The organism is Streptomyces sp. NPDC027185, from assembly GCF_055567035.1.
The window spans coordinates 358,353-375,554 of record NZ_JBVHRF010000007.1 but is presented as its reverse complement, the minus strand read 5'-3'; the positions used below and the strand labels follow the sequence as shown (position 1 = coordinate 375,554).

The 17,202-nt window shown below is 74.7% G+C and carries 16 protein-coding genes and 1 CRISPR repeat array; of the genes, 10 read left to right on the top strand and 6 right to left on the bottom strand.

Annotated features, from left to right (window positions below; genetic code table 11):
- The first annotated feature begins 215 nt into the window (after positions 1 to 215).
- The 9 genes from ACZ4M8_RS24030 (at position 216) to ACZ4M8_RS23990 (ending at position 10,342) form a co-directional block, all read left to right on the top strand.
- The gene (locus ACZ4M8_RS24030) at positions 216 to 2,102 is read left to right on the top strand and encodes a gamma-glutamyltransferase family protein (RefSeq protein ID WP_467610522.1); all 1,887 of its coding nucleotides are present in this window, start codon (positions 216 to 218) and stop codon (positions 2,100 to 2,102) included.
- A gap of 121 nt (positions 2,103 to 2,223) precedes the next feature.
- Positions 2,224 to 3,120 carry an inositol monophosphatase family protein gene (locus ACZ4M8_RS24025; protein ID WP_467610520.1) on the top strand — a complete coding sequence of 299 codons (897 nt, stop codon included), beginning with the start codon at positions 2,224 to 2,226 and terminating at the stop codon, positions 3,118 to 3,120.
- A 51-nt stretch (positions 3,121 to 3,171) separates the two neighbouring features.
- Positions 3,172 to 4,584: a phytoene desaturase family protein gene (locus tag ACZ4M8_RS24020; RefSeq protein WP_467610518.1), complete on the top strand. Its 1,413-nt coding sequence runs from the start codon at positions 3,172 to 3,174 to the stop codon at positions 4,582 to 4,584.
- A gap of 102 nt (positions 4,585 to 4,686) precedes the next feature.
- Complete coding sequence (locus tag ACZ4M8_RS24015) at positions 4,687 to 5,640, top strand: NAD-dependent epimerase/dehydratase family protein (RefSeq protein ID WP_467610516.1); 954 nt, start codon at positions 4,687 to 4,689, stop codon at positions 5,638 to 5,640.
- A 106-nt stretch (positions 5,641 to 5,746) separates the two neighbouring features.
- Positions 5,747 to 6,298, top strand: coding sequence for an O-acetyl-ADP-ribose deacetylase (locus ACZ4M8_RS24010; RefSeq protein ID WP_467610514.1), 552 nt, complete (start codon positions 5,747 to 5,749; stop codon positions 6,296 to 6,298).
- Positions 6,299 to 6,749: 451 nt separating this feature from the next.
- Complete coding sequence (locus tag ACZ4M8_RS24005; protein WP_467610512.1) at positions 6,750 to 7,130, top strand: 5-carboxymethyl-2-hydroxymuconate Delta-isomerase; 381 nt, start codon at positions 6,750 to 6,752, stop codon at positions 7,128 to 7,130.
- A 27-nt stretch (positions 7,131 to 7,157) separates the two neighbouring features.
- On the top strand, positions 7,158 to 8,126 hold the full coding sequence (gene pip, locus ACZ4M8_RS24000) for a prolyl aminopeptidase (protein WP_467610510.1): 969 nt from the start codon (positions 7,158 to 7,160) through the stop codon (positions 8,124 to 8,126).
- A gap of 99 nt (positions 8,127 to 8,225) precedes the next feature.
- Positions 8,226 to 9,698, top strand: a complete 1,473-nt coding sequence (locus ACZ4M8_RS23995; RefSeq protein ID WP_467610508.1) for an AlkA N-terminal domain-containing protein — start codon at positions 8,226 to 8,228, stop codon at positions 9,696 to 9,698.
- 68 nt (positions 9,699 to 9,766) lie between these two features.
- A complete protein-coding gene (locus ACZ4M8_RS23990) occupies positions 9,767 to 10,342 on the top strand; it encodes a methylated-DNA--[protein]-cysteine S-methyltransferase (protein ID WP_467610506.1) in 576 nt (191 codons plus the stop codon).
- Between the two features lie 9 nt (positions 10,343 to 10,351).
- Here ACZ4M8_RS23990 and ACZ4M8_RS23985 read toward each other — a convergent pair whose 3' ends face one another.
- The 3 genes from ACZ4M8_RS23985 to ACZ4M8_RS23975 all read right to left on the bottom strand — a co-directional run bounded on the left by ACZ4M8_RS23985 (position 10,352) and on the right by ACZ4M8_RS23975 (position 12,744).
- Complete coding sequence (locus ACZ4M8_RS23985; RefSeq protein WP_467610628.1) at positions 10,352 to 11,164, bottom strand: DUF4037 domain-containing protein; 813 nt, start codon at positions 11,162 to 11,164, stop codon at positions 10,352 to 10,354.
- 61 nt (positions 11,165 to 11,225) lie between these two features.
- On the bottom strand, positions 11,226 to 11,738 hold the full coding sequence (locus ACZ4M8_RS23980; RefSeq protein WP_467610504.1) for a GNAT family N-acetyltransferase: 513 nt from the start codon (positions 11,736 to 11,738) through the stop codon (positions 11,226 to 11,228).
- A 154-nt stretch (positions 11,739 to 11,892) separates the two neighbouring features.
- Positions 11,893 to 12,165: a CRISPR direct-repeat array (repeat unit 29 nt; unit sequence GGGACCACCCCCGCACCTGCGGGGCCCAC).
- 81 nt (positions 12,166 to 12,246) lie between these two features.
- Entirely contained in the window at positions 12,247 to 12,744 is a 498-nt protein-coding gene (locus ACZ4M8_RS23975; RefSeq protein ID WP_467610503.1) for an NUDIX domain-containing protein, read from the bottom strand.
- A 129-nt stretch (positions 12,745 to 12,873) separates the two neighbouring features.
- Between ACZ4M8_RS23975 and ACZ4M8_RS23970 the strand changes: the two genes are divergently transcribed.
- Positions 12,874 to 14,031 carry a glycerate kinase gene (locus ACZ4M8_RS23970; RefSeq protein WP_467610501.1) on the top strand — a complete coding sequence of 386 codons (1,158 nt, stop codon included), beginning with the start codon at positions 12,874 to 12,876 and terminating at the stop codon, positions 14,029 to 14,031.
- Positions 14,032 to 14,338: 307 nt separating this feature from the next.
- Here the strand turns inward: ACZ4M8_RS23970 and pssA are convergent, their stop codons facing one another.
- From pssA to ACZ4M8_RS23955, 3 genes are all read right to left on the bottom strand, one after another.
- The gene (pssA, locus tag ACZ4M8_RS23965; RefSeq protein WP_467610500.1) at positions 14,339 to 15,190 is read right to left on the bottom strand and encodes a CDP-diacylglycerol--serine O-phosphatidyltransferase; all 852 of its coding nucleotides are present in this window, start codon (positions 15,188 to 15,190) and stop codon (positions 14,339 to 14,341) included.
- Positions 15,177 to 15,824 (bottom strand): phosphatidylserine decarboxylase, encoded by a 648-nt coding sequence (locus tag ACZ4M8_RS23960; protein WP_399083738.1) that lies wholly within the window; start codon positions 15,822 to 15,824, stop codon positions 15,177 to 15,179. The genes pssA and ACZ4M8_RS23960 overlap by 14 nt, the downstream gene beginning before the upstream one ends.
- Before the next feature lie 171 nt (positions 15,825 to 15,995).
- A complete protein-coding gene (locus ACZ4M8_RS23955) occupies positions 15,996 to 17,201 on the bottom strand; it encodes an acyl-CoA dehydrogenase family protein (protein ID WP_467610498.1) in 1,206 nt (401 codons plus the stop codon).
- Between the last annotated feature and the right edge of the window lies 1 nt (position 17,202).

Sequence of the window (17,202 nt, the reverse complement as noted above, 5' to 3'; positions counted from 1 at the left end):
CGAGGGAAGGAGACGGCTCCGTTGCTGTGCCTGCCTGCCCCGGCAGACACAGCAACGGGCTCGCGCGCAGTCCCGCCCCGGGGCGTACCGCCACCCGGGCCGCGCCCCCTCATTGCGCCCGGCACGCCCCGTGCGCTCTGCTGGCTCCGTCGACCGTCCCGCCGGTCCGGGGTGCGCCCCGGGCGGTGGCCGCCCGCGTCCGGAGGAGTCCGCCCGTGTTCACCACCCGCCCCACTCTCCAAGGCACCTTCGGGATGGCCGCCACCACCCACTGGCTGGCGTCGCAGTCCGCGATGGCGGTGCTGGAGGACGGCGGCAACGCCTTCGACGCGGCCGTCGCCGCCGGGTTCGTCCTCCACGTCGTCGAACCGCACCTCAACGGACCGGCCGGTGAGGTGCCGATCCTCCTCGCCCCGGCGGGCGGACCCGTCCGCGTCCTGTGCGGCCAGGGTCCCGCGCCCGCCGGGGCGAGCATCGCCCACTACACCGGCCTCGGCCTCGACCTGGTGCCCGGCACCGGGCCGCTGGCCGCCGCCGTGCCCGGAGCCTTCGACGCCTGGATGCTGCTCCTGCGCGACCACGGCACCAAACGCCTCGCCGACGTCCTGCGGTACGCCATCGGGTACGCCGAGCACGGCCACCCCGCCGTCGAGCGCATCGGCGAGACCATCGCCGCCGTCCAGGAGCTGTTCACCACCGAGTGGACCACCTCCGCCGCGCTCTACCTGCCCGGCGGCCGTCCCGTCGCCCCGGGCGGACTGCTGCGCAACCGCCCGCTCGCCGCGACCTGGCAGCGCCTCATCGCCGAGGCGGAGGCCGCCGGACCCGGCCGCGAGACGCAGATCGAGGCGGCCCGCCGCATCTGGCGCGAGGGCTTCATCGCCGAGGCCCTCGCCGGCTTCGCCGCCCGCCCGGCCATGGACACCTCCGGGGAACGCCACGCGGGCACCCTGACCGGCGACGACCTCGCCGCCTACGCCGCCGGTTACGAGAACCCGGTCACCCACGACTGGAACGGCTGGACCGTCGCCAAGGCGGGCCCCTGGTCGCAGGGGCCCGCCTTCCTCCAGCAGCTCGCCCTGCTGCCCGGCACCCTGCCGCCCTACGGGAGCGCCGAGTACGTCCACACCCTGATCGAGGGCTGCAAACTCGCGATGGCCGACCGCGAGGCGTGGTACGGCGACGCCGCCGACGTCCCCGTCGCCACGCTGCTCGGCGACGCCTACAACACCGCCCGCCGCGCCCTGATCACCGATACCGCCAGCCACGAGCTGCGCCCCGGCAGCCCCGACGGCCGCGCCCCCCGGCTCGCCCGCCACGCCCTCGCGGCCGCCGCCGGCGCCACCGGGGCGGCCTGGTTCCCGGGCGCCGGCGAACCGACCGTCGGCACGGGCCTGCCCGGTACGGACCTTGCCGGTACGGGGCTTGCCGGTACGGGCCTTGCCGGGGCCGCTCTCCCCGGGGCCACCGACCCGCTGACCGGCCCTGACGGCGCCACCCGGGGGGACACCTGCCACCTCGACATCGCCGACCGCTGGGGCAACCTCGTCTCCGCCACCCCCTCCGGCGGCTGGCTCCAGTCCAATCCGGTCGTCCCCGGCCTCGGCTTCCCGCTCGGCACCCGCCTGCAGATGACGTGGCTGGAGGAGGGCCTGCCGGGCAGCCTCACCCCGGGGCGCCGCCCCCGCACCACGCTCACCCCGTCGATGGCGCTCCGCGACGGGGTGCCCGTCATGGCGTTCGGCACCCCGGGCGGCGATCAGCAGGACCAGTGGCAGGTCCACTTCTTCCTCGCCGTGGCGCTGCGCGCGCCGGTCCGCGCCGGTCTCGACCTCCAGGGCGCCATCGACGCCCCGAACTGGCACAACGACTCCTTCCCCGGCTCCTTCCACCCGCGCACCATGCGCCCCGGCGCCGTCACCGTCGAATCCCGTATCGGCGAGGACGTCATCGCCGGACTGCGCCGCCGCGGCCACCACGTCACCGTCGGCGGCCCCTGGTCCGAGGGCCGGCTCTGCGCGGTGGCCCGCGACCCGGAGACCGGGGTCCTCTCGGCCGCCGCGAACCCGCGCGGAATGCAGGGATACGCGGTCGGACGCTGATCTTTCCGCAGGTCAGCGGCAGACCACGGGCGGGCCGCGGCACTCGCCCGTGGCCTGCCGGGCGCCCGGAATTCACCTGGGGTCCGGCTGCCGTGTCAGTGGGTCGTGGTTCGATGGACGCATGATCGAAGCAGTCGATAACCGCCATCCGGGAGATAACGCACACCGCACCGCCGCGCCCACCCGGCCCCTGACCGCCGTCCCGACTCTCCAGGAGACCGCCGCCGTCGAGGACGCGATCCGCCGTGCCGCGGCCGAGGAGATCCTGCCGCGCTTCCGGCAGCTCGCCGCCGAGGACGTCGTGGAGAAGAACGGCCCGCACGACCTCGTCACCGTCGCCGACCGCCGCGCCGAGGAGCAGCTCACCGCCGCCCTCACCGCCCTGCTGCCCGGCTCCGTCGTGGTCGGCGAGGAGGCCGTCCACGCCGATCCGTCCGTACTCGACGCGCTGCGCGGCGACGCCCCCGTCTGGATCGTCGACCCGGTCGACGGCACCCGCCAGTTCGTCCACGGCGACCCCGGCTTCGCCACCCTCGTCGCCCTCGCCCACCACGGCGAACTCCTGGCGTCCTGGACGTACGCGCCCGCCCTCGGCCTGATGGCGGTCGCCCGCCGCGGCCACGGCGCCACGCTCAACGGCGCCCCGCTCGTCCCGCACCCCCCGGTGCCGGGCGCCGCCCTCGAAGTCGCCATCTCCCACTACGACTTCACCACCGACGACCAGAAGCGGGTGCTCGGCGCCCTCGACACCGAAGGCGTGGCCCCGCGTCCCTGCGGCTCGGCCGGTCTGGAGTATCTGCGCATCGCCCGCGGCGAGATAGCGGCCACGGCCTTCAGCTGGGAGAACGCCTGGGACCACGCCGCCGGGCTGCTGCTCGTCCAGGAGACGGGCGGCGCTTCCGCCACCGTCGCCGGAGTGCCGTTCGCCCTGGCCGGGGGCAACGCCCTGCCCTTCACCGCGGCCCGGGACGGCGAGGTGGCCCGGCGTATCCTCGGACTGCTGGCAGCCGCCAACTGACCCCCGCGGCGGTGGGGGCCGCACACGAGGGGAGTGGCGCAGGTGCCGAGAATGCTGGACGCCGTGGTGATCGGGGCGGGCCCCAACGGCCTGACGGCGGCGGTCGAACTGGCCCGCCGCGGCCTCGCCGTGGAGGTCTTCGAAGCCCGCGACACCATCGGCGGCGGAGCCCGTACGGAGGAGCTGACCCTCCCCGGCTTCCACCACGACCCCTGCTCGGCGGCGCACCCCTTCGGCATCGGCTCGCCGGCGTTCGGCGCGATGCCGCTCGCCCGGTACGGCCTGGAGTGGCTCCACGCCGACCTGCCGATGGCGCACCCCTTCCCGGACGGTACGGCCGCGGTGCTCGCCCGCTCCGCCGCCGAGACCGCCCGCTCCTTCGGCGCCCGCGACGCCGGTACGTACCGCAGGCTCGTCGCCCCGTTCCTCGGCAGGTGGGACACGATGGCGCAGGACTTCCTGCGCACCCAGTGGCTGGGCCTGCCGCGCGACCCGGTGACGTACGCCCGCTTCGGGCTGACCGCGATGCAGCCGGTCACCCTTCTGGAGCGCCGCTTCCACGGGGAGAAGGCCCGCGGTCTGCTCGCAGGTCTCGCCGCGCACGCCATGGCCCCGCTCGGCGGCTTCGGCACCAGCGGTCTGGCCCTGATGTTCGCCCTCGCCGGGCACGAGCGCGGCTGGCCGGTGGCGCGCGGCGGCTCCCAGGCGATCTCCGACGCGCTCGCCGGACTGCTGGGCGACCACGGCGGCACCGTCCACACCGATTTCGAGGTCAAGCGGCTCGATGACCTGCCGCCGGCCCGCGCGTACGTCTTCGACACCTCACCCACCGCGCTCGCCCGGATCGCCGGACTCGGCAACGCCTACCGCGACGTGAAGTACGGCCCCAGCGTCTTCAAGATCGACTACGCGCTCTCCGGGCCGGTGCCCTGGACCGCCGAGGAGGCCCGCCGGGCCGGGAGCGTTCACATCGGCCCGACCAGCGGCGAGATCGCCGCGGCCCTCGATGCCGCGTCCCGGGGCGACGGCCCCACCGTCCCGTTCCTCATCACCACCCAGCCCAGCCTCGTCGACCCCACCCGCGCCCCCGAGGGCAAGCACACCTTCTGGGCGTACGGCCATGTCCCCAACGGCTGGGAGGGCGACGCGACCGAGGCCGTCGAGCGGCAGATCGAGCGGTTCGCCCCCGGCTTCCGCGATCTGGTGCTGGCCCGCGCCGTCGCCGGACCACCGCAACTCGCCGCCCGCAACGCCAACTACGTCGGCGGCGACACCGCCACCGGCTCCGCCGCGGGCCTGCGCCTGCTGATCCGCCCCAAACTCGCCCGTGTCCCGTACGCCACCGCGCACCCCGCCGTCTTCCTCTGTTCCCAGGCGACCCCGCCGGGCCCGGGGGTCCACGGCATGTCCGGCCACCACGCCGCCCGCGTCGTCTGGCGCCATCTGGGCGGCGGGCGGAGCTGAGCGGCGCGCCGTTGCGGCGGGTGCGGGCCCGCACCCGCCGCTGTCCGGCCGGGCGCCCGGGGCCGTGGCGGCGGCGCCCGGGTGCCGCTACGGTCGGGTGCCATGCGCCTTCTCGTCCTCGGCGGTACCTCATTCGTCGGCCGGGCCCTCGTGGCGGACGCCCTCCGGGCGGGAGCCGAGGTGACGCTGTTCGGCCGGGGCCGGACGGGGCCCGGACTGTTCCCGGGGGTGCCCCGGCGGATCGGTGACCGCGACACCGGCGACTACACGGCCCTGCGGAAGGGCAGGTGGGACGCGGTCGCCGACGTCAGCGGCTATGTGCCGCGCCATGTCGGCCAGGCCATGGACGCGCTCGGCGACCGCGTCGGCCGGTACCTCTTCGTCTCCAGCCAGGCCGTGTACGTCCGGACGGGGGTGGCCGCCGGGGCGGACGAGAGCACCCCGCGCCGGCCGCCCGTCCGGGACACCGAGGAGCTGACGGAGGAGACGTACGGGCCTCTCAAAGTGGCGTGCGAGGACGATGTGTTCGCCCGGTACGGCGCGCGGGCGACGGTGGTGCGGCCGGGGAAGGTCGTGGGGCCGTACGACGCGCAGGACGCGGTCACCTACTGGTTGCGCCGGGCCGCACGTGGCGGGCGGGTGGCCCTGCCGGGCCGCCCGGAACAGCCGGTCCAGGTGATTGACGCGCGAGATCTGGCCCGGTTGATGGTGTGCCTGTTGACGGACGGCCGCCCCGGCGCGTTCCATGCGGTCGGCCCCGCCGAGCCGATCACCCTGGCCGGGCTCATCCACACCTGCGCGCGGGTCGCGGGCAGCGCTGTCGACCTCGTCCCGGTGCCCGCCGACCCGGCGGCGCCGCTGCCGCTCGTCCGGCCCGTGCCGCAGTGGCCCACCCAGCAGCGCGACCCGGCGCGGGCGCGGGCCGCCGGGATGCCCGCGACCCCGCTGGCGACGACCCTCGCCGAGGTTCTCGCCTGGGACCGCGGGCGCGGTGAACCACCGCTGGATCACGGCCTGTCCCCGCAGGAGGAGGCACGGCTGCTGGCCCGGGCGTGAGCCGGGCGTCCGCACTCCGGCACCACCGATGTCCGGTGACGGCCCGTCACCCCGACCCGCATCTTTCCCCAAGAGCTCACCAAGACCGGGAACTAAGCTCCCGCCCATGAACGCCGCACCCGATGACTCCCCGGCCCCGTCCGCCCCCGGCCCCCGGCTCGCGCTCGTGCGGGGGGACATCACCGAGCAACGCGTGGACGCGGTGGTGAACGCCGCCAACTCCTCGTTGCTGGGCGGCGGGGGAGTGGACGGCGCGATCCACCGGCGGGGCGGGCCCGAGGTGCTGGCCGCCTGCCGCGATCTGCGGGCCTCGCGGTACGGGCGGGGGCTGCCGACGGGCCGGGCGGTCGCGACCACGGCGGGCCGGCTGCCCGCGCGCTGGGTGATCCACACGGTCGGTCCCCGCTACGCGCGGGACGAGGACCGGTCCGCGCTGCTCGCCTCCTGCTACCGGCAGTCGCTGCGCGTCGCCGATGAACTGGGCGCGCGGACGGTCGCGTTCCCCGCGGTGTCCGCCGGCATCTACGGCTGGCCGATGGCGGACGCCGCGCGGATCGCGGTCGGGACGGTACGGGCCACGCGCACGGCGGTCGAGGAGATCACCTTCGTCCTCTTCGACGACCAGGCGTACGAGGCGTTCGCCGCACAGCTGACCTGACGCCCCCGGACCGGCCGGACCCGGGCGCGCGCTCCCCCGGCTCCGGCCGTCCGGGAAGACCGGGCCGGGCCGCGCGCCGGAGCCCGGCCGGTCCGGAAGCACCGACCACCGGTCCCGTCCGGCCGTCCCGCTCCGAGCCGCCCCGCCCTGCCTCGCCGGACGCGTCGAGCCGCGCCCCGGCCCGGGGTGACACCACGCCTCCAGGCGCGGCGCCCCACCTCCCGGGACGGCGCCCCGCCTCCCGCACGGAACGCCGACGCCGAGCGGCCGCCCCCTGAGCCCCACCGCCGCGCGGCCCGCCTGGCCCGGCCCGCCTCCCGTGCCGAGCGCCCGGCCCCGCCCCCGCCCGGCCGGGCCGCCCACCCGCCTCCGCGATACCACCCCGCCACCCCCGTATGGCAGGGTCTACCTGGCCGTCCACCCGGCCCGTACCGCGATCAGGAGTGTTCCCATGCCGCAGATCCTCGTCTCCTACGACGCGTCCCTGGACGGTGTCCTCGACCGGCGGGCCTTCGCCCGGGAGCTGCACGCGGTGGCGGCGGCGACCGACGACGGCATCACCGTGGGCGGCTGCCGGACCCGTTTCCAGCGCGTCGAGGAGACCGTCGTCGGCGACGACGAGCCCGGACAGGCGCTGGTCCACCTGGAGTTCGCGATCCTGCCGGGCCGTACGGAGGGCGCCAAGCGGGCGCTGGGCTCGGCCGCGCTGGACGTCCTGCGCCGCCACACCGCCGCGGTGCCGCCCGGCACGGTGGTCCACGCCTCGGTCGACGTGACCGAACTGGGCACCGCCTACACCGCCTACAAGGGCCCCGGCGCCGCCGACGCCTGACCCGCCCCGGACCACGAGAGGAACCCGATGGCCGAGCCGTACCCGCCGATCGCACCGTACGACCACGGCATGCTGGACGTCGGTGACGGCAACCTCGTGTACTGGGAGGTCTGCGGCAACCCGCACGGCAAGCCCGCCCTCGTCGTGCACGGCGGACCGGGCTCCGGCTGCACGGAACGCGCCCGCCGGAACTTCGATCCGGCCCGCTACCGCGTCGTCCTCTTCGACCAGCGCGGCTGCGGCCGTTCCACCCCGCACGCCGCCGACCCGGCGACGGACATGCGCCACAACACCACCGCGCACCTCGTCGCCGACATGGAACGCCTCCGCACCCACCTCGCCATCGACCGCTGGCTGCTCTTCGGCGGCTCCTGGGGCTCCACGCTGATCCTCGCCTACGCCGAGCAGCACCCCGACCGCGTCTCCGAGATCGTCATCCCGAGCGTCACCACCACCCGCCGCCGCGAGATCGACTGGCTCTACGGCGGCGTCGGCCGCTTCTTCCCCGAGCAGTGGCAGCGGTTCCGCGCCGGAGTCCCGGCCGCCGACCGCGACGGGGACCTCCTCACCGCGTACGCCGCGCTGATGTCCCACCCCGACCTCGCGGTACGGGAGCGGGCCGCGGCCGACTGGCGCGCCTGGGAGGACACGGTGCTCTCCCTGGAACCGCACGGCGCGCCCGACGTGTACGGCGGCCGTCCCTCCGCCGCCCGGCAGGCGCTCGTACGGATCTGCGCCCACTACTTCGCGCACGGCGCCTGGCTGGCGGAGGGCGCGCTGCTGCGGGACGCGGGCCGCCTCGCCGGTATCCCCGGCGTCCTCATCCACGGACGGCTCGACCTCAGCACGCCCCTGGAGACCGCCTGGGAACTGGCCCGCGCCTGGCCCGGCGCGGAGCTGACGATCATCGACGACGCCGGTCACAAGGGCAGCCTGGCCACCCGGGACGCGGTACTCGGCGCACTGGACCGCTTCGCGGCGGCCGACTGCCGGTAGTGAACGGGCCCGGTCCGGGGGCAGCCCGGTCCCGGGCCCGCCCACCCTCATGTCGGATTTCCGCCAGCGCCGAGCCGCCCGGCGGACAATCCTGGAGCCATGCACACCGACACCCAGAGCTGTCTGCGCGCCGTACGGTCCCGGGACGCCCGCTTCGACGGCCGGTTCTTCACCGCCGTGCTCACCACCCGGATCTACTGCCGCCCCAGCTGCCCCGCGGTGCCGCCCAAACCGCAGAACATGCGCTTCTACCCGAGCGCCGCCGCGGCCCAGCAGGCCGGTTTCCGCGCCTGCAAGCGGTGCCGTCCCGACGCCGCGCCCGGCTCCCCGCAGTGGGACGCCCGCGCCGACCTCACCGCCCGCGCGATGCGGCTGATCGCGGACGGCGTCGTCGACCGTGAGGGCGTCCCCGGACTCGCCGCGCACCTCGGCTACAGCACCCGCCAGATCGAGCGGCAGCTCCGCGCCGAACTGGGCGCCGGACCGCTGGCCCTGGCCCGCGCCCAGCGCGCCCAGACCGCCCGGCTGCTGATCGAGACGACCGCACTGCCGATGGCCGAGGTGGCGTTCGCCGCCGGGTTCGCCAGCATCCGCACGTTCAACGAGACGGTCCGCGAAGTCTTCGCGCTCGCCCCCGGTGACCTGCGGCAACGCGCCGCGCCCGGCCCTCGCCCCGCGCTGCCCGGCACCCTCACCCTCCGGCTGCCGTTCCGCCGCCCGCTCTGCCCCGACAACCTCTTCGGCCACCTCGCCGCCACCGCCGTCCCCGGCGTGGAGGAGTGGCGCGACGGCGCCTACCGCCGCACCCTCCGCCTCCCGTACGGCCACGGCATCGCCGCGCTGACCCCGCGCCCCGACCACATCGACTGCCGCCTCTCCCTCACCGATCTGCGGGACCTGACCGGCGCCATCGCCCGCTGCCGCCGGATGCTCGACCTGGACGCCGACCCGGAGGCCGTCGACGGCCTGCTGCGCCGCGATCCGCTGCTGGCCCCGCTGGTCGACGCGGCGCCCGGACGGCGCGTCCCGCGCACCGCCGACGCCGACGAGTTCGCCGTCCGCGCCGTCCTCGGCCAGCAGGTCTCCACCGCCGCCGCTCGCACCCACGCCGGACGGCTCGTCCTCGCCCACGGCGAAGCGATCGACGACCCCGAGGGCGGCCTCACCCACCTCTTCCCGACCCCCCGGGCGCTCGCCGGACTCGACCCGGAGAAACTGGCGATGCCCCGCTCCCGCCGCACCACCCTCACCGGGCTGATCGCCGCCCTCACCGACGGCACCCTCCACCTCGGCCCCGGCGGCGACCGCGCCGAGGCCCGCGCCCGCCTCGCCGACCTGCCCGGCATCGGCCCGTGGACCGTCGAATGCATCGCCATGCGCGCCCTCGGTGACCCGGACGCCTTCACCCCCACCGACCTCGGGCTGCGCCGCGCCGCCACCGCCCTCGGCCTCCCCGGCACCCCCGCCGCCCTCATCCGCCACGCCACCGCCTGGAGCCCCTGGCGCGCCTACGCCGTCCAGTACCTCTGGGCGACGGAGGACCACCCGATCAACGTCCTCCCGGCCGGCTGACCCCGGCCCCGCACGCCACGGCTCCGGCCACCCCGTACCCCCCGCCCTTCCGACCGAGACGGCACACCATGACCACGCCCCTGGAAAACCCGCCCGCCGACCGCGCCCACACCGTCCTCGACACCAGCCCCGTCGGCCCGCTCACCCTCGTCGCCGCCGGGCCCGCCCTCTGCGGCGTCTACATGACCGACCACCGCCACCGCCCGCCGCTGGAGACCTTCGGCCGCCGCACCGACCCCGGCGAAGCGCCCTTCGCCGCCACCGCCGCGCAGCTGACCGCCTACTTCCGCGGCGACCTGACCGTCTTCGACCTCCCGCTGGCCCTCGGCGGCACCCCGTTCCAACGCCGGGTCTGGGCCGAACTGCTCACCATCCCGTACGGCACGACCCTCACCTACGGGCAACTCGCCGACCGCCTCGGCGCCCCCTCCGCCGCCCGCGCCGTCGGCCTCGCCAACGGCCGCAACCCGGTCAGCATCATCGTCCCTTGCCACCGCGTCATCGGCGCGAGCGGCAGCCTCACCGGATACGGCGGCGGCCTCGACAACAAGCGCCGCCTCCTCGCCCTGGAGACGGCGGGCAAGGACGGCGACGAGGCACTGTTCCCGGCGGCGGCGGAGGTGGGCCGGGCGAGCCGGCCGTAGGGGCGGCCGTCACCCGCCCACGACTTCCCGCACCTCCGCCACCAACCGCCGCGCCCGCTCCAGCGACCGGCGCAGCGGCTCCTCCTGTGTGCCGAGGCCGCCGAGCAGCGCGGCGGCGTCGCGGGCGAACTCCGGCGGGGTGCCGGGCAGCGCCGCGACCGCCGCGAGCGCGCCCTTCTCGTTGACGCACCAGACCCGGTGGTGCGCGTGCAGCGCCTGGACGAGGGCGCCGACCGCCCGCGACAGACAGAGCGCCGCGTGCAGCACGTCCCCGCGTCCGGGCGCCTTCGCGGCCATCGCCACCGAGAACTCCGCGTCCCCCACGGCCCGCCCGGACAGCGCCGCCCGCAACGCCTCCGGATACTCCCGCACCGCGCGCCGCAGCTCCGTCAACTCCCCGGCGGGATCGGCCAGTACCCGCCCCAGCGCGACCTCACCCGGATACGCGGGGGACCAGAACCCGAGCGGGTGCCCGAGCTGTTCGCCGATCTCGTACCGCCCCTCCCGGCACTCCCGCCACACCCGCCGCACCCGGTCCACGTCCCGCAGAATCCAGTCCACCGACGCCCCGCCCCCGGCCGGCGTCAGCCACGCCCCGCCGTTGACCCACGCGCCCCACGCCCCCGGCGGAAACACCTCGACGGGCTCGCCGGCGACCTCGGCGGCCAGCGCCTCCAGCGCCGGTACGTCCACCTCGCCCCGGTAGTACACCCCCAGATCCCAGTCGGAGTCCGCCCGCTCCGCGCCCCGCGCCCGGCTCCCGCCGAGCATCACCCCGACCACCCCCGGCACCCCGGCCAGACGTACGGCGATCTCTTCCATCTTTTCGCTCTCTTCCACGGCAGCTCCTCGTTCACGGGTAGGGGGAAGGGCAGGCCGGACGTCAGCCGGCGGCGCGCAGCGGTCCCCGCGCGCCGCTCCGGTCCCCGCCCAGGGGGCACTCCGCGACGATCTGATCCCCGCTCAGCTCCCCGGTGGGCCGGAACCCGAGCTTCAGATAGAACGGCTCGGGCCCGCCTTCCCCGACACCCCAGGTCACCGTCATCGTCTGCGCCCCGCGCTCCCGCAGCATCCCCCCGACGGCCCGCACGGCGAACGTCCCGTACCCCTTGCCCTGCTCACCCGCCGCGATGTTCAGCCGCCACAACCCGCTCCGCGGCCGGTCCCCGGGCTCGTCCGGCCGGAACCGCACATCCAAGAATGCCATCACGAACCCGACGGCCCGCCCCTCGTCCACGATCAACCGGGGCCAGGCCCGCTCCGGCCGCACATAAGCCTCCGCCAACGACACCGCCACCGGCCGCACGAACTCTTCCTGCTCGGGCCGCACCCGCAGCTCACAGGCAGCCTCGACGTTCTCGTGGGTGACCGGCACCAGCCGGGGAGATCGCACCATGCGGGGCACGGTACGGGCGGGCGCGGGAGTGCTCAACGGGATTTCTCGGCGCCCGGGTTCACGGCCTGACAGGCAGTTGTTGCGGAGTGGGGCCGGGAGATCCCCGCACCCGCGGGGCCCACCCGAGAAGTTCCCATGCGCCGGGCTGCCAGATGGGACCACCCCCGCACCCGCGGGGCCCGCCTCGCCTCCGCAGTCGAAGTCGGCCCACTGGTGGGACCACCCCCGCACCCGCGGGGCCCACCTCGGCGACCCTGGCCCCGGCCAGGGCCTGGCGGGACCACCCCCGCACCCGCGGGGCCCACTTCGACGTGCCCGCCGAACCGTTCACCGAAGCGGGACCACCCCCGCACCTGCGGGGCCCACTCCTCGACCAGTGCGACCGCCGCGCTGTTCCAGGGACCACCCCCGCACCTGCGGGGCCCACCCTCCGACCTGGCTAAACGCTCACCCAACCCACCACCCCCGACCATCTGAGCCCCCGTCACAGGACCGGGAAAAACCGCCCTCAACCCCCCACCGGGACCCGCCCATCCTCCAGCTCCACCGTCCCCGTCCCCCTCTCCAGCGCGTCGAGCGCGGCCCGTACCCGTAGCGCCAGCTGCGGATCCAGCAGTCGGGCGGCCTCCTCCCACGGGGCCATGCGCCAGGAGAGCAGTTCGTCCTCCTGGAGGCGGATCGAGGCGAGTGCCGTTTCGTCGAGGACGCCGCCGTCGAAGAGGTACGAGACGACGGGGGGCCAGCCGGGGCTGCGGACCCAGTCGACGGCGAGCAGCGGGCCGAGTGGGAGGTCCAGGCCGATCTCCTCCGCCGTTTCGCGGCGCGCGGCCTGGCGGGGGGATTCCCCGGTGTCCGATTCGACGGTGCCGCCGGGCAGCAGCCAGCAGTCCCGGTAGTCCGGCTCCACCAGCAGGATCCGGCCCGCCGCGTCCCGCAGGACGGTACCGGCGCCGGAAAGCACCCGCGGCAGGCTCGCGATGTAGGTCGCCTCATCCATGGTCGTCATGGCGGCGAGCATAGGAGAGCCGGGCCCCGCGCGGCCGTGCCGTCGCCACGGGAAGCCCTGTTCGTGGTGGCTTTCCCCGGATAGGGTCGCAGCGGCGCGACTGCCAGTTCGAACGCAAGGGGAAACACGATGGCGGACGCAGCAAGGACACGCGCGGCACATGTGCTGATCGCCGCGGACAAGTTCAAGGGCTCCCTCACGGCCGTCGAGGTCGCCGCGCACGTCACGGCGGGCCTGCGCCGCGCCGTCCCGGACCTCGACGTGACGGCCGTGCCGGTCGCGGACGGCGGTGACGGCACGGTCGCCGCCGCGCTGGCGGCCGGTTTCGCCCGGCACGAGGCGCAGGTCACCGGCCCCACCGGCGCCCCGGTCACCGCGACCTTCGCCCTGCGTGACGACGGCACCGCGGTCGTCGAGATGGCCGAGGCGTCCGGTCTCCAGCATCTGCCGCCCGGCGTCTTCGCCCCGCTGACGGCGACCACGTACGGCACCGGCGAGCTGCTGCGGGCGGCGCTGGACGCCGGGGCCACCTCGATCGTCTTCGGGGTCGGCGGCAGCGCCACCACCGACGGCGGCGCGGGCATGCTGGCCGCGCTCGGCGCCCGCCTCCTCGACGCGGACGGCGTGCCGGTCGGCCCCGGCGGCGGCGCCCTGCACACCCTGGCCACGGCCGACCTCTCCGGCCTCGACCCGCGGCTGGCCTGCACGGACCTCGTCCTCGCCAGCGATGTCGACAATCCGCTCACCGGCCCCAAGGGCGCGCCCGCGGTCTACGGCCCGCAGAAGGGCGCGAGCGAGGCGGACGTCGCGGAGCTGGACGCGGCGCTCACGCATTACGCCACCGTCCTGGAGCGGACGCTCGGCTCCCGGGCCGCAGAGTGCGCCCAGGCGCCCGGCGCGGGCGCGGCGGGCGGTATCGGCTACGGCGCGCTGGTCGGTCTGGGCGCCACGTTCCGGCCCGGTATCGACGTGATGCTGGAGGTGCTGGGCTTCGCGCCCGCGCTGGCCGGGGCGACCTTCGTGATCACGGGTGAGGGCTCCCTCGACGAGCAGACCCTGCACGGCAAGGCGCCCGCCGGCGTCGCCGCGGCGGCCCGCGCCGCCGGTCTGGAGGTCGCCGCGGTCTGCGGGCGGCTGCGCCTGCCCCCCGAGGCACTGGCCGCCGCCGGTATCCGCCGCGCCTACCCCCTGACGGCCCTGGAGAGCGACCCGGAACGCTGTATGGCCCAGGCGGGCCCCCTCCTGGAACGCGCCGCGGAACAACTCGCCCGCGACCTGCTGAGCTGAGCCCCGGAGCAGCCACACGGCGGACCACCCGTACGGGGCCGGGCGCACGGGCCCCGTACGGGCCGCCCGGCCACCGGCGAGCGCCCGGGGCCACCGGGTCCTTCGGCCACCGGCGAGCGATCGGACCACCGGCCCCGTCCCGCCCGCCACCGACCGCACCCGCCCCCGAGGGGGAACTCCTGGCCACCCGGCGAGCGCCCGGCCACCGGCCCGGAGCCGCCCCTCAGGAAGTACCCGGCCCCCACACGCGCCGAGAGCCCCGAGCGAGGGATTCGCTCGGGGCTCTCGGCGTAGGTCGTACGGGCCGTTACGGCAGCTGGGCGGCGCGGGCCTCGCGGCGGTTGTCGCGGAAGGTGTTCACCCGCCGGGCCGTCGCGAAGAGCGGGATCATCGCACCGAGGACGATCTGGAGGGCGCAGCCGGTCTGCAGCAGCCGCTGACCGGCGGGGGCGTCCAGCGCCCAGGCGGCGAGCATGCCCATGCTCAGCACGATCCAGCTGAGCATCGCCACGGCGAGGCGGCCGCGCGGCTTCGGGTACTCGACCCGGCTCACCATCAGCCAGGCCACCCCGATGATCGCCAGCAGCGTCGGCAGGAACGGCAGCTCCAGCAGGACGATGGCGACGACGGTCAGCGCGCCGAACGGTCCGGGCATCCCCTGGAACATCCCGTCCCGCATCGGTACGCAGGAGAAACGCGCGAGCCGCAGCACCACGGCGAGCAGGACCACCACCGCGGCCACCACCGATACCTGCTGGTTGGCGTCCTGGGCGACCATGCCCCAGGTGACGACGAAGTAGGCGGGGGCGAGACCGAAGCTGATCAGGTCGGAGAGGTTGTCGAGCTCGGCGCCCATCGCGGAGGCCCGCAGCTTGCGCGCCACGAGTCCGTCGAAGAGGTCGAAGACCGACGCGAGCAGCATCAAGATCACGGCCATCGCCGCGCTGTGCCGCGCCATACCGCCGTCGTCCATGCCCGTCAGATGCGGGATGAGGACACCGGTGGTGGTGAAGTAGACGGCCATGAAGCCGCAGATGGCATTGCCGAGGGTGAGGGTGTCCGCTATCGACAGCCGCGTGGACAGCGGAATGTCGACGTCCCCCTCCTCCTCGTTCTCGGGAGCCCAGCCGGCCTGGGTTTCGGGATCAGTCACGGTCAAGTCGAGTCACCCCCGCGGTGGTGGCCTGTCCGACCTCGACCGCCGCCTCGACGCCTTCCGGGAGGTAGACGTCGACGCGGGAGCCGAAGCGGATCAGACCGATGCGTTCGCCCTGCTCCACCTTGGTGCCCTGCGGCACGTAAGGCACGATGCGGCGGGCCACCGCACCGGCGATCTGGACCATCTCGACGTCACCGATCTCGGTGTCGAAGTGCCAGACGACGCGTTCGTTGTTCTCGCTCTCCTTGTTGAACGCCGGGACGAACCCGCCGGGGATGTGCTCCACGGACGTCACCGTGCCGGCCAGCGGCGCGCGGTTGACGTGGACGTTCAGCGGGCTCATGAAGATCGCGACGCGGGTGCGTCCGTCCTTCCACGGCATGATGCTCTGCACCACACCGTCGGCCGGGCTGATCACGCGGCCCGGCGCGATCTCGCGCTCGGGGTCGCGGAAGAACCACAGCATGCCCGCCGCGAGAGCGGTGGTGGGCACGGCGACGGCGGCCCAGCGTCCCGAGCGACGGGAACGGGCCAGGCTGACCGCTGCCGTTGCCACGGTCGGGAGGAGCCACGGCGACGCTCCGCGCGCGAGGCGGACGCGACCGCGTGGTGCAGAGGATTGGCTGTGGGGCATGGATGACCTTCGTAGCGGAGGATGCCGCGTAGGAGTTACGGGGGACGGCGGCTTTCCGGGGATGCTATCGGTTACGAGCGGCAACTGGCCAAGAGCCAGAGCCAATCCGTGGCCGAACAAGCATGACGCGGTGTGATCTTCGTCTAGGTGAAATCCGGGCAAAGGGGAATTTCACCCCTGGATTCGGTACTCCTCCAGTAGCCGCCGACCGATGATCATTTTCTGGATCTCGGCGGTACCTTCACCGATCAGCAGCATCGGGGCCTCGCGGTAGAGGCGCTCGATCTCGTACTCCTTCGAGAAGCCGTAGCCACCGTGGATGCGGAACGCGTCCTCCACCACCTCCTTGCAGTATTCGGAGGCCAGGTACTTCGCCATGCCCGCCTCAAGGTCGTTTCGTTGCCCTGAGTCCTTTTTGCGTGCGGCATTCACCATCATTGCATGGGCGGCTTCGACCTTTGTTGCCATTTCGGCCAATTTGAACTGGATCGCCTGGTGCTGCGCGATCGGCTTGCCGAAGGTGTGGCGTTGCTGGGCGTAGTCGATGCCCAGTTCGAAGGCGCGCCGTGCGACGCCGCAGCCGCGCGCGGCGACATTGACCCGGCCGACCTCGACGCCGTCCATCATGTGAGAGAAGCCACGTCCGGTCTCGCCGCCGAGCACCCGGTCGGCCGGGACGTGCAGGCCGTCCATGATCAGCTCGGTGGTGTCGACCCCCTTGTACCCCATCTTCTCGATCTTGCCGGGAATGGTCAGACCGGGACGCACCTCACCGAAACCGGCCTCCTTCTCCACGAGGAAGGTCGTCATCGACTTGTGCGGGGCGGTGCCCTCCGGGTGGCCCTCGTCGGTCCGGCAGAGCACCGCGACCAGCGTCGACGAGCCGCCGTTGGTCAGCCACATCTTCTGACCGGAGAGGACGTACGCGTCACCGTCGCGGACGCCCTTGGAGGAGATCGCGGCGACGTCCGAGCCGAGCGCCGGCTCCGACATCGAGAAGGCGGCGCGGATCTCGCCCGCCGCCATCTTGGGCAGGAAGTACTCCTTCTGTTCCTGCGTGCCGTGCTGCTTGAGCATGTACGCGACGATGAAGTGGGTGTTGATGATGCCCGACACGCTCATCCAGCCGCGGGCGATCTCCTCCACGGTCAGCGCGTACGTCAGCAGGGACTCGCCGAGACCGCCGTACTCCTCGGGGATCATCAGCCCGAAGACGCCCAGCTCCTTGAGGCCCTCGACGATCTGCGTCGGGTACTCGTCGCGGTGCTCCAGCTCCGTGGCGACGGGGATGATCTCCTTGTCCACGAAGTCGCGGACGGTGGCGAGGATCTCCCGCTGGATGTCGGTCAGGCCCTCGGTCTGCGCGAGACGGGACATG

What these genes read in the sequence shown, in the direction of transcription:
- ACZ4M8_RS23955 (WP_467610498.1), bottom strand. Translation starts at nt 17,201, where the DNA reads ATGTCCCGTCTCGCGCAGACCGAGGGCCTGACCGACATCCAGCGGGAG.
- pip (WP_467610510.1), top strand. Translation starts at nt 7,158, where the DNA reads ATGGCCGAGCCGTACCCGCCGATCGCACCGTACGACCACGGCATGCTG.
- ACZ4M8_RS24020 (WP_467610518.1), top strand. Translation starts at nt 3,172, where the DNA reads ATGCTGGACGCCGTGGTGATCGGGGCGGGCCCCAACGGCCTGACGGCG.
- ACZ4M8_RS23960 (WP_399083738.1), bottom strand. Translation starts at nt 15,824, where the DNA reads ATGCCCCACAGCCAATCCTCTGCACCACGCGGTCGCGTCCGCCTCGCG.
- ACZ4M8_RS24025 (WP_467610520.1), top strand. Translation starts at nt 2,224, where the DNA reads ATGATCGAAGCAGTCGATAACCGCCATCCGGGAGATAACGCACACCGC.
- ACZ4M8_RS23970 (WP_467610501.1), top strand. Translation starts at nt 12,874, where the DNA reads ATGGCGGACGCAGCAAGGACACGCGCGGCACATGTGCTGATCGCCGCG.
- ACZ4M8_RS24015 (WP_467610516.1), top strand. Translation starts at nt 4,687, where the DNA reads ATGCGCCTTCTCGTCCTCGGCGGTACCTCATTCGTCGGCCGGGCCCTC.
- ACZ4M8_RS23975 (WP_467610503.1), bottom strand. Translation starts at nt 12,744, where the DNA reads ATGACGACCATGGATGAGGCGACCTACATCGCGAGCCTGCCGCGGGTG.
- ACZ4M8_RS23980 (WP_467610504.1), bottom strand. Translation starts at nt 11,738, where the DNA reads ATGGTGCGATCTCCCCGGCTGGTGCCGGTCACCCACGAGAACGTCGAG.
- ACZ4M8_RS23985 (WP_467610628.1), bottom strand. Translation starts at nt 11,164, where the DNA reads ATGGAAGAGATCGCCGTACGTCTGGCCGGGGTGCCGGGGGTGGTCGGG.
- ACZ4M8_RS23995 (WP_467610508.1), top strand. Translation starts at nt 8,226, where the DNA reads ATGCACACCGACACCCAGAGCTGTCTGCGCGCCGTACGGTCCCGGGAC.
- ACZ4M8_RS24005 (WP_467610512.1), top strand. Translation starts at nt 6,750, where the DNA reads ATGCCGCAGATCCTCGTCTCCTACGACGCGTCCCTGGACGGTGTCCTC.
- ACZ4M8_RS24010 (WP_467610514.1), top strand. Translation starts at nt 5,747, where the DNA reads ATGAACGCCGCACCCGATGACTCCCCGGCCCCGTCCGCCCCCGGCCCC.
- ACZ4M8_RS23990 (WP_467610506.1), top strand. Translation starts at nt 9,767, where the DNA reads ATGACCACGCCCCTGGAAAACCCGCCCGCCGACCGCGCCCACACCGTC.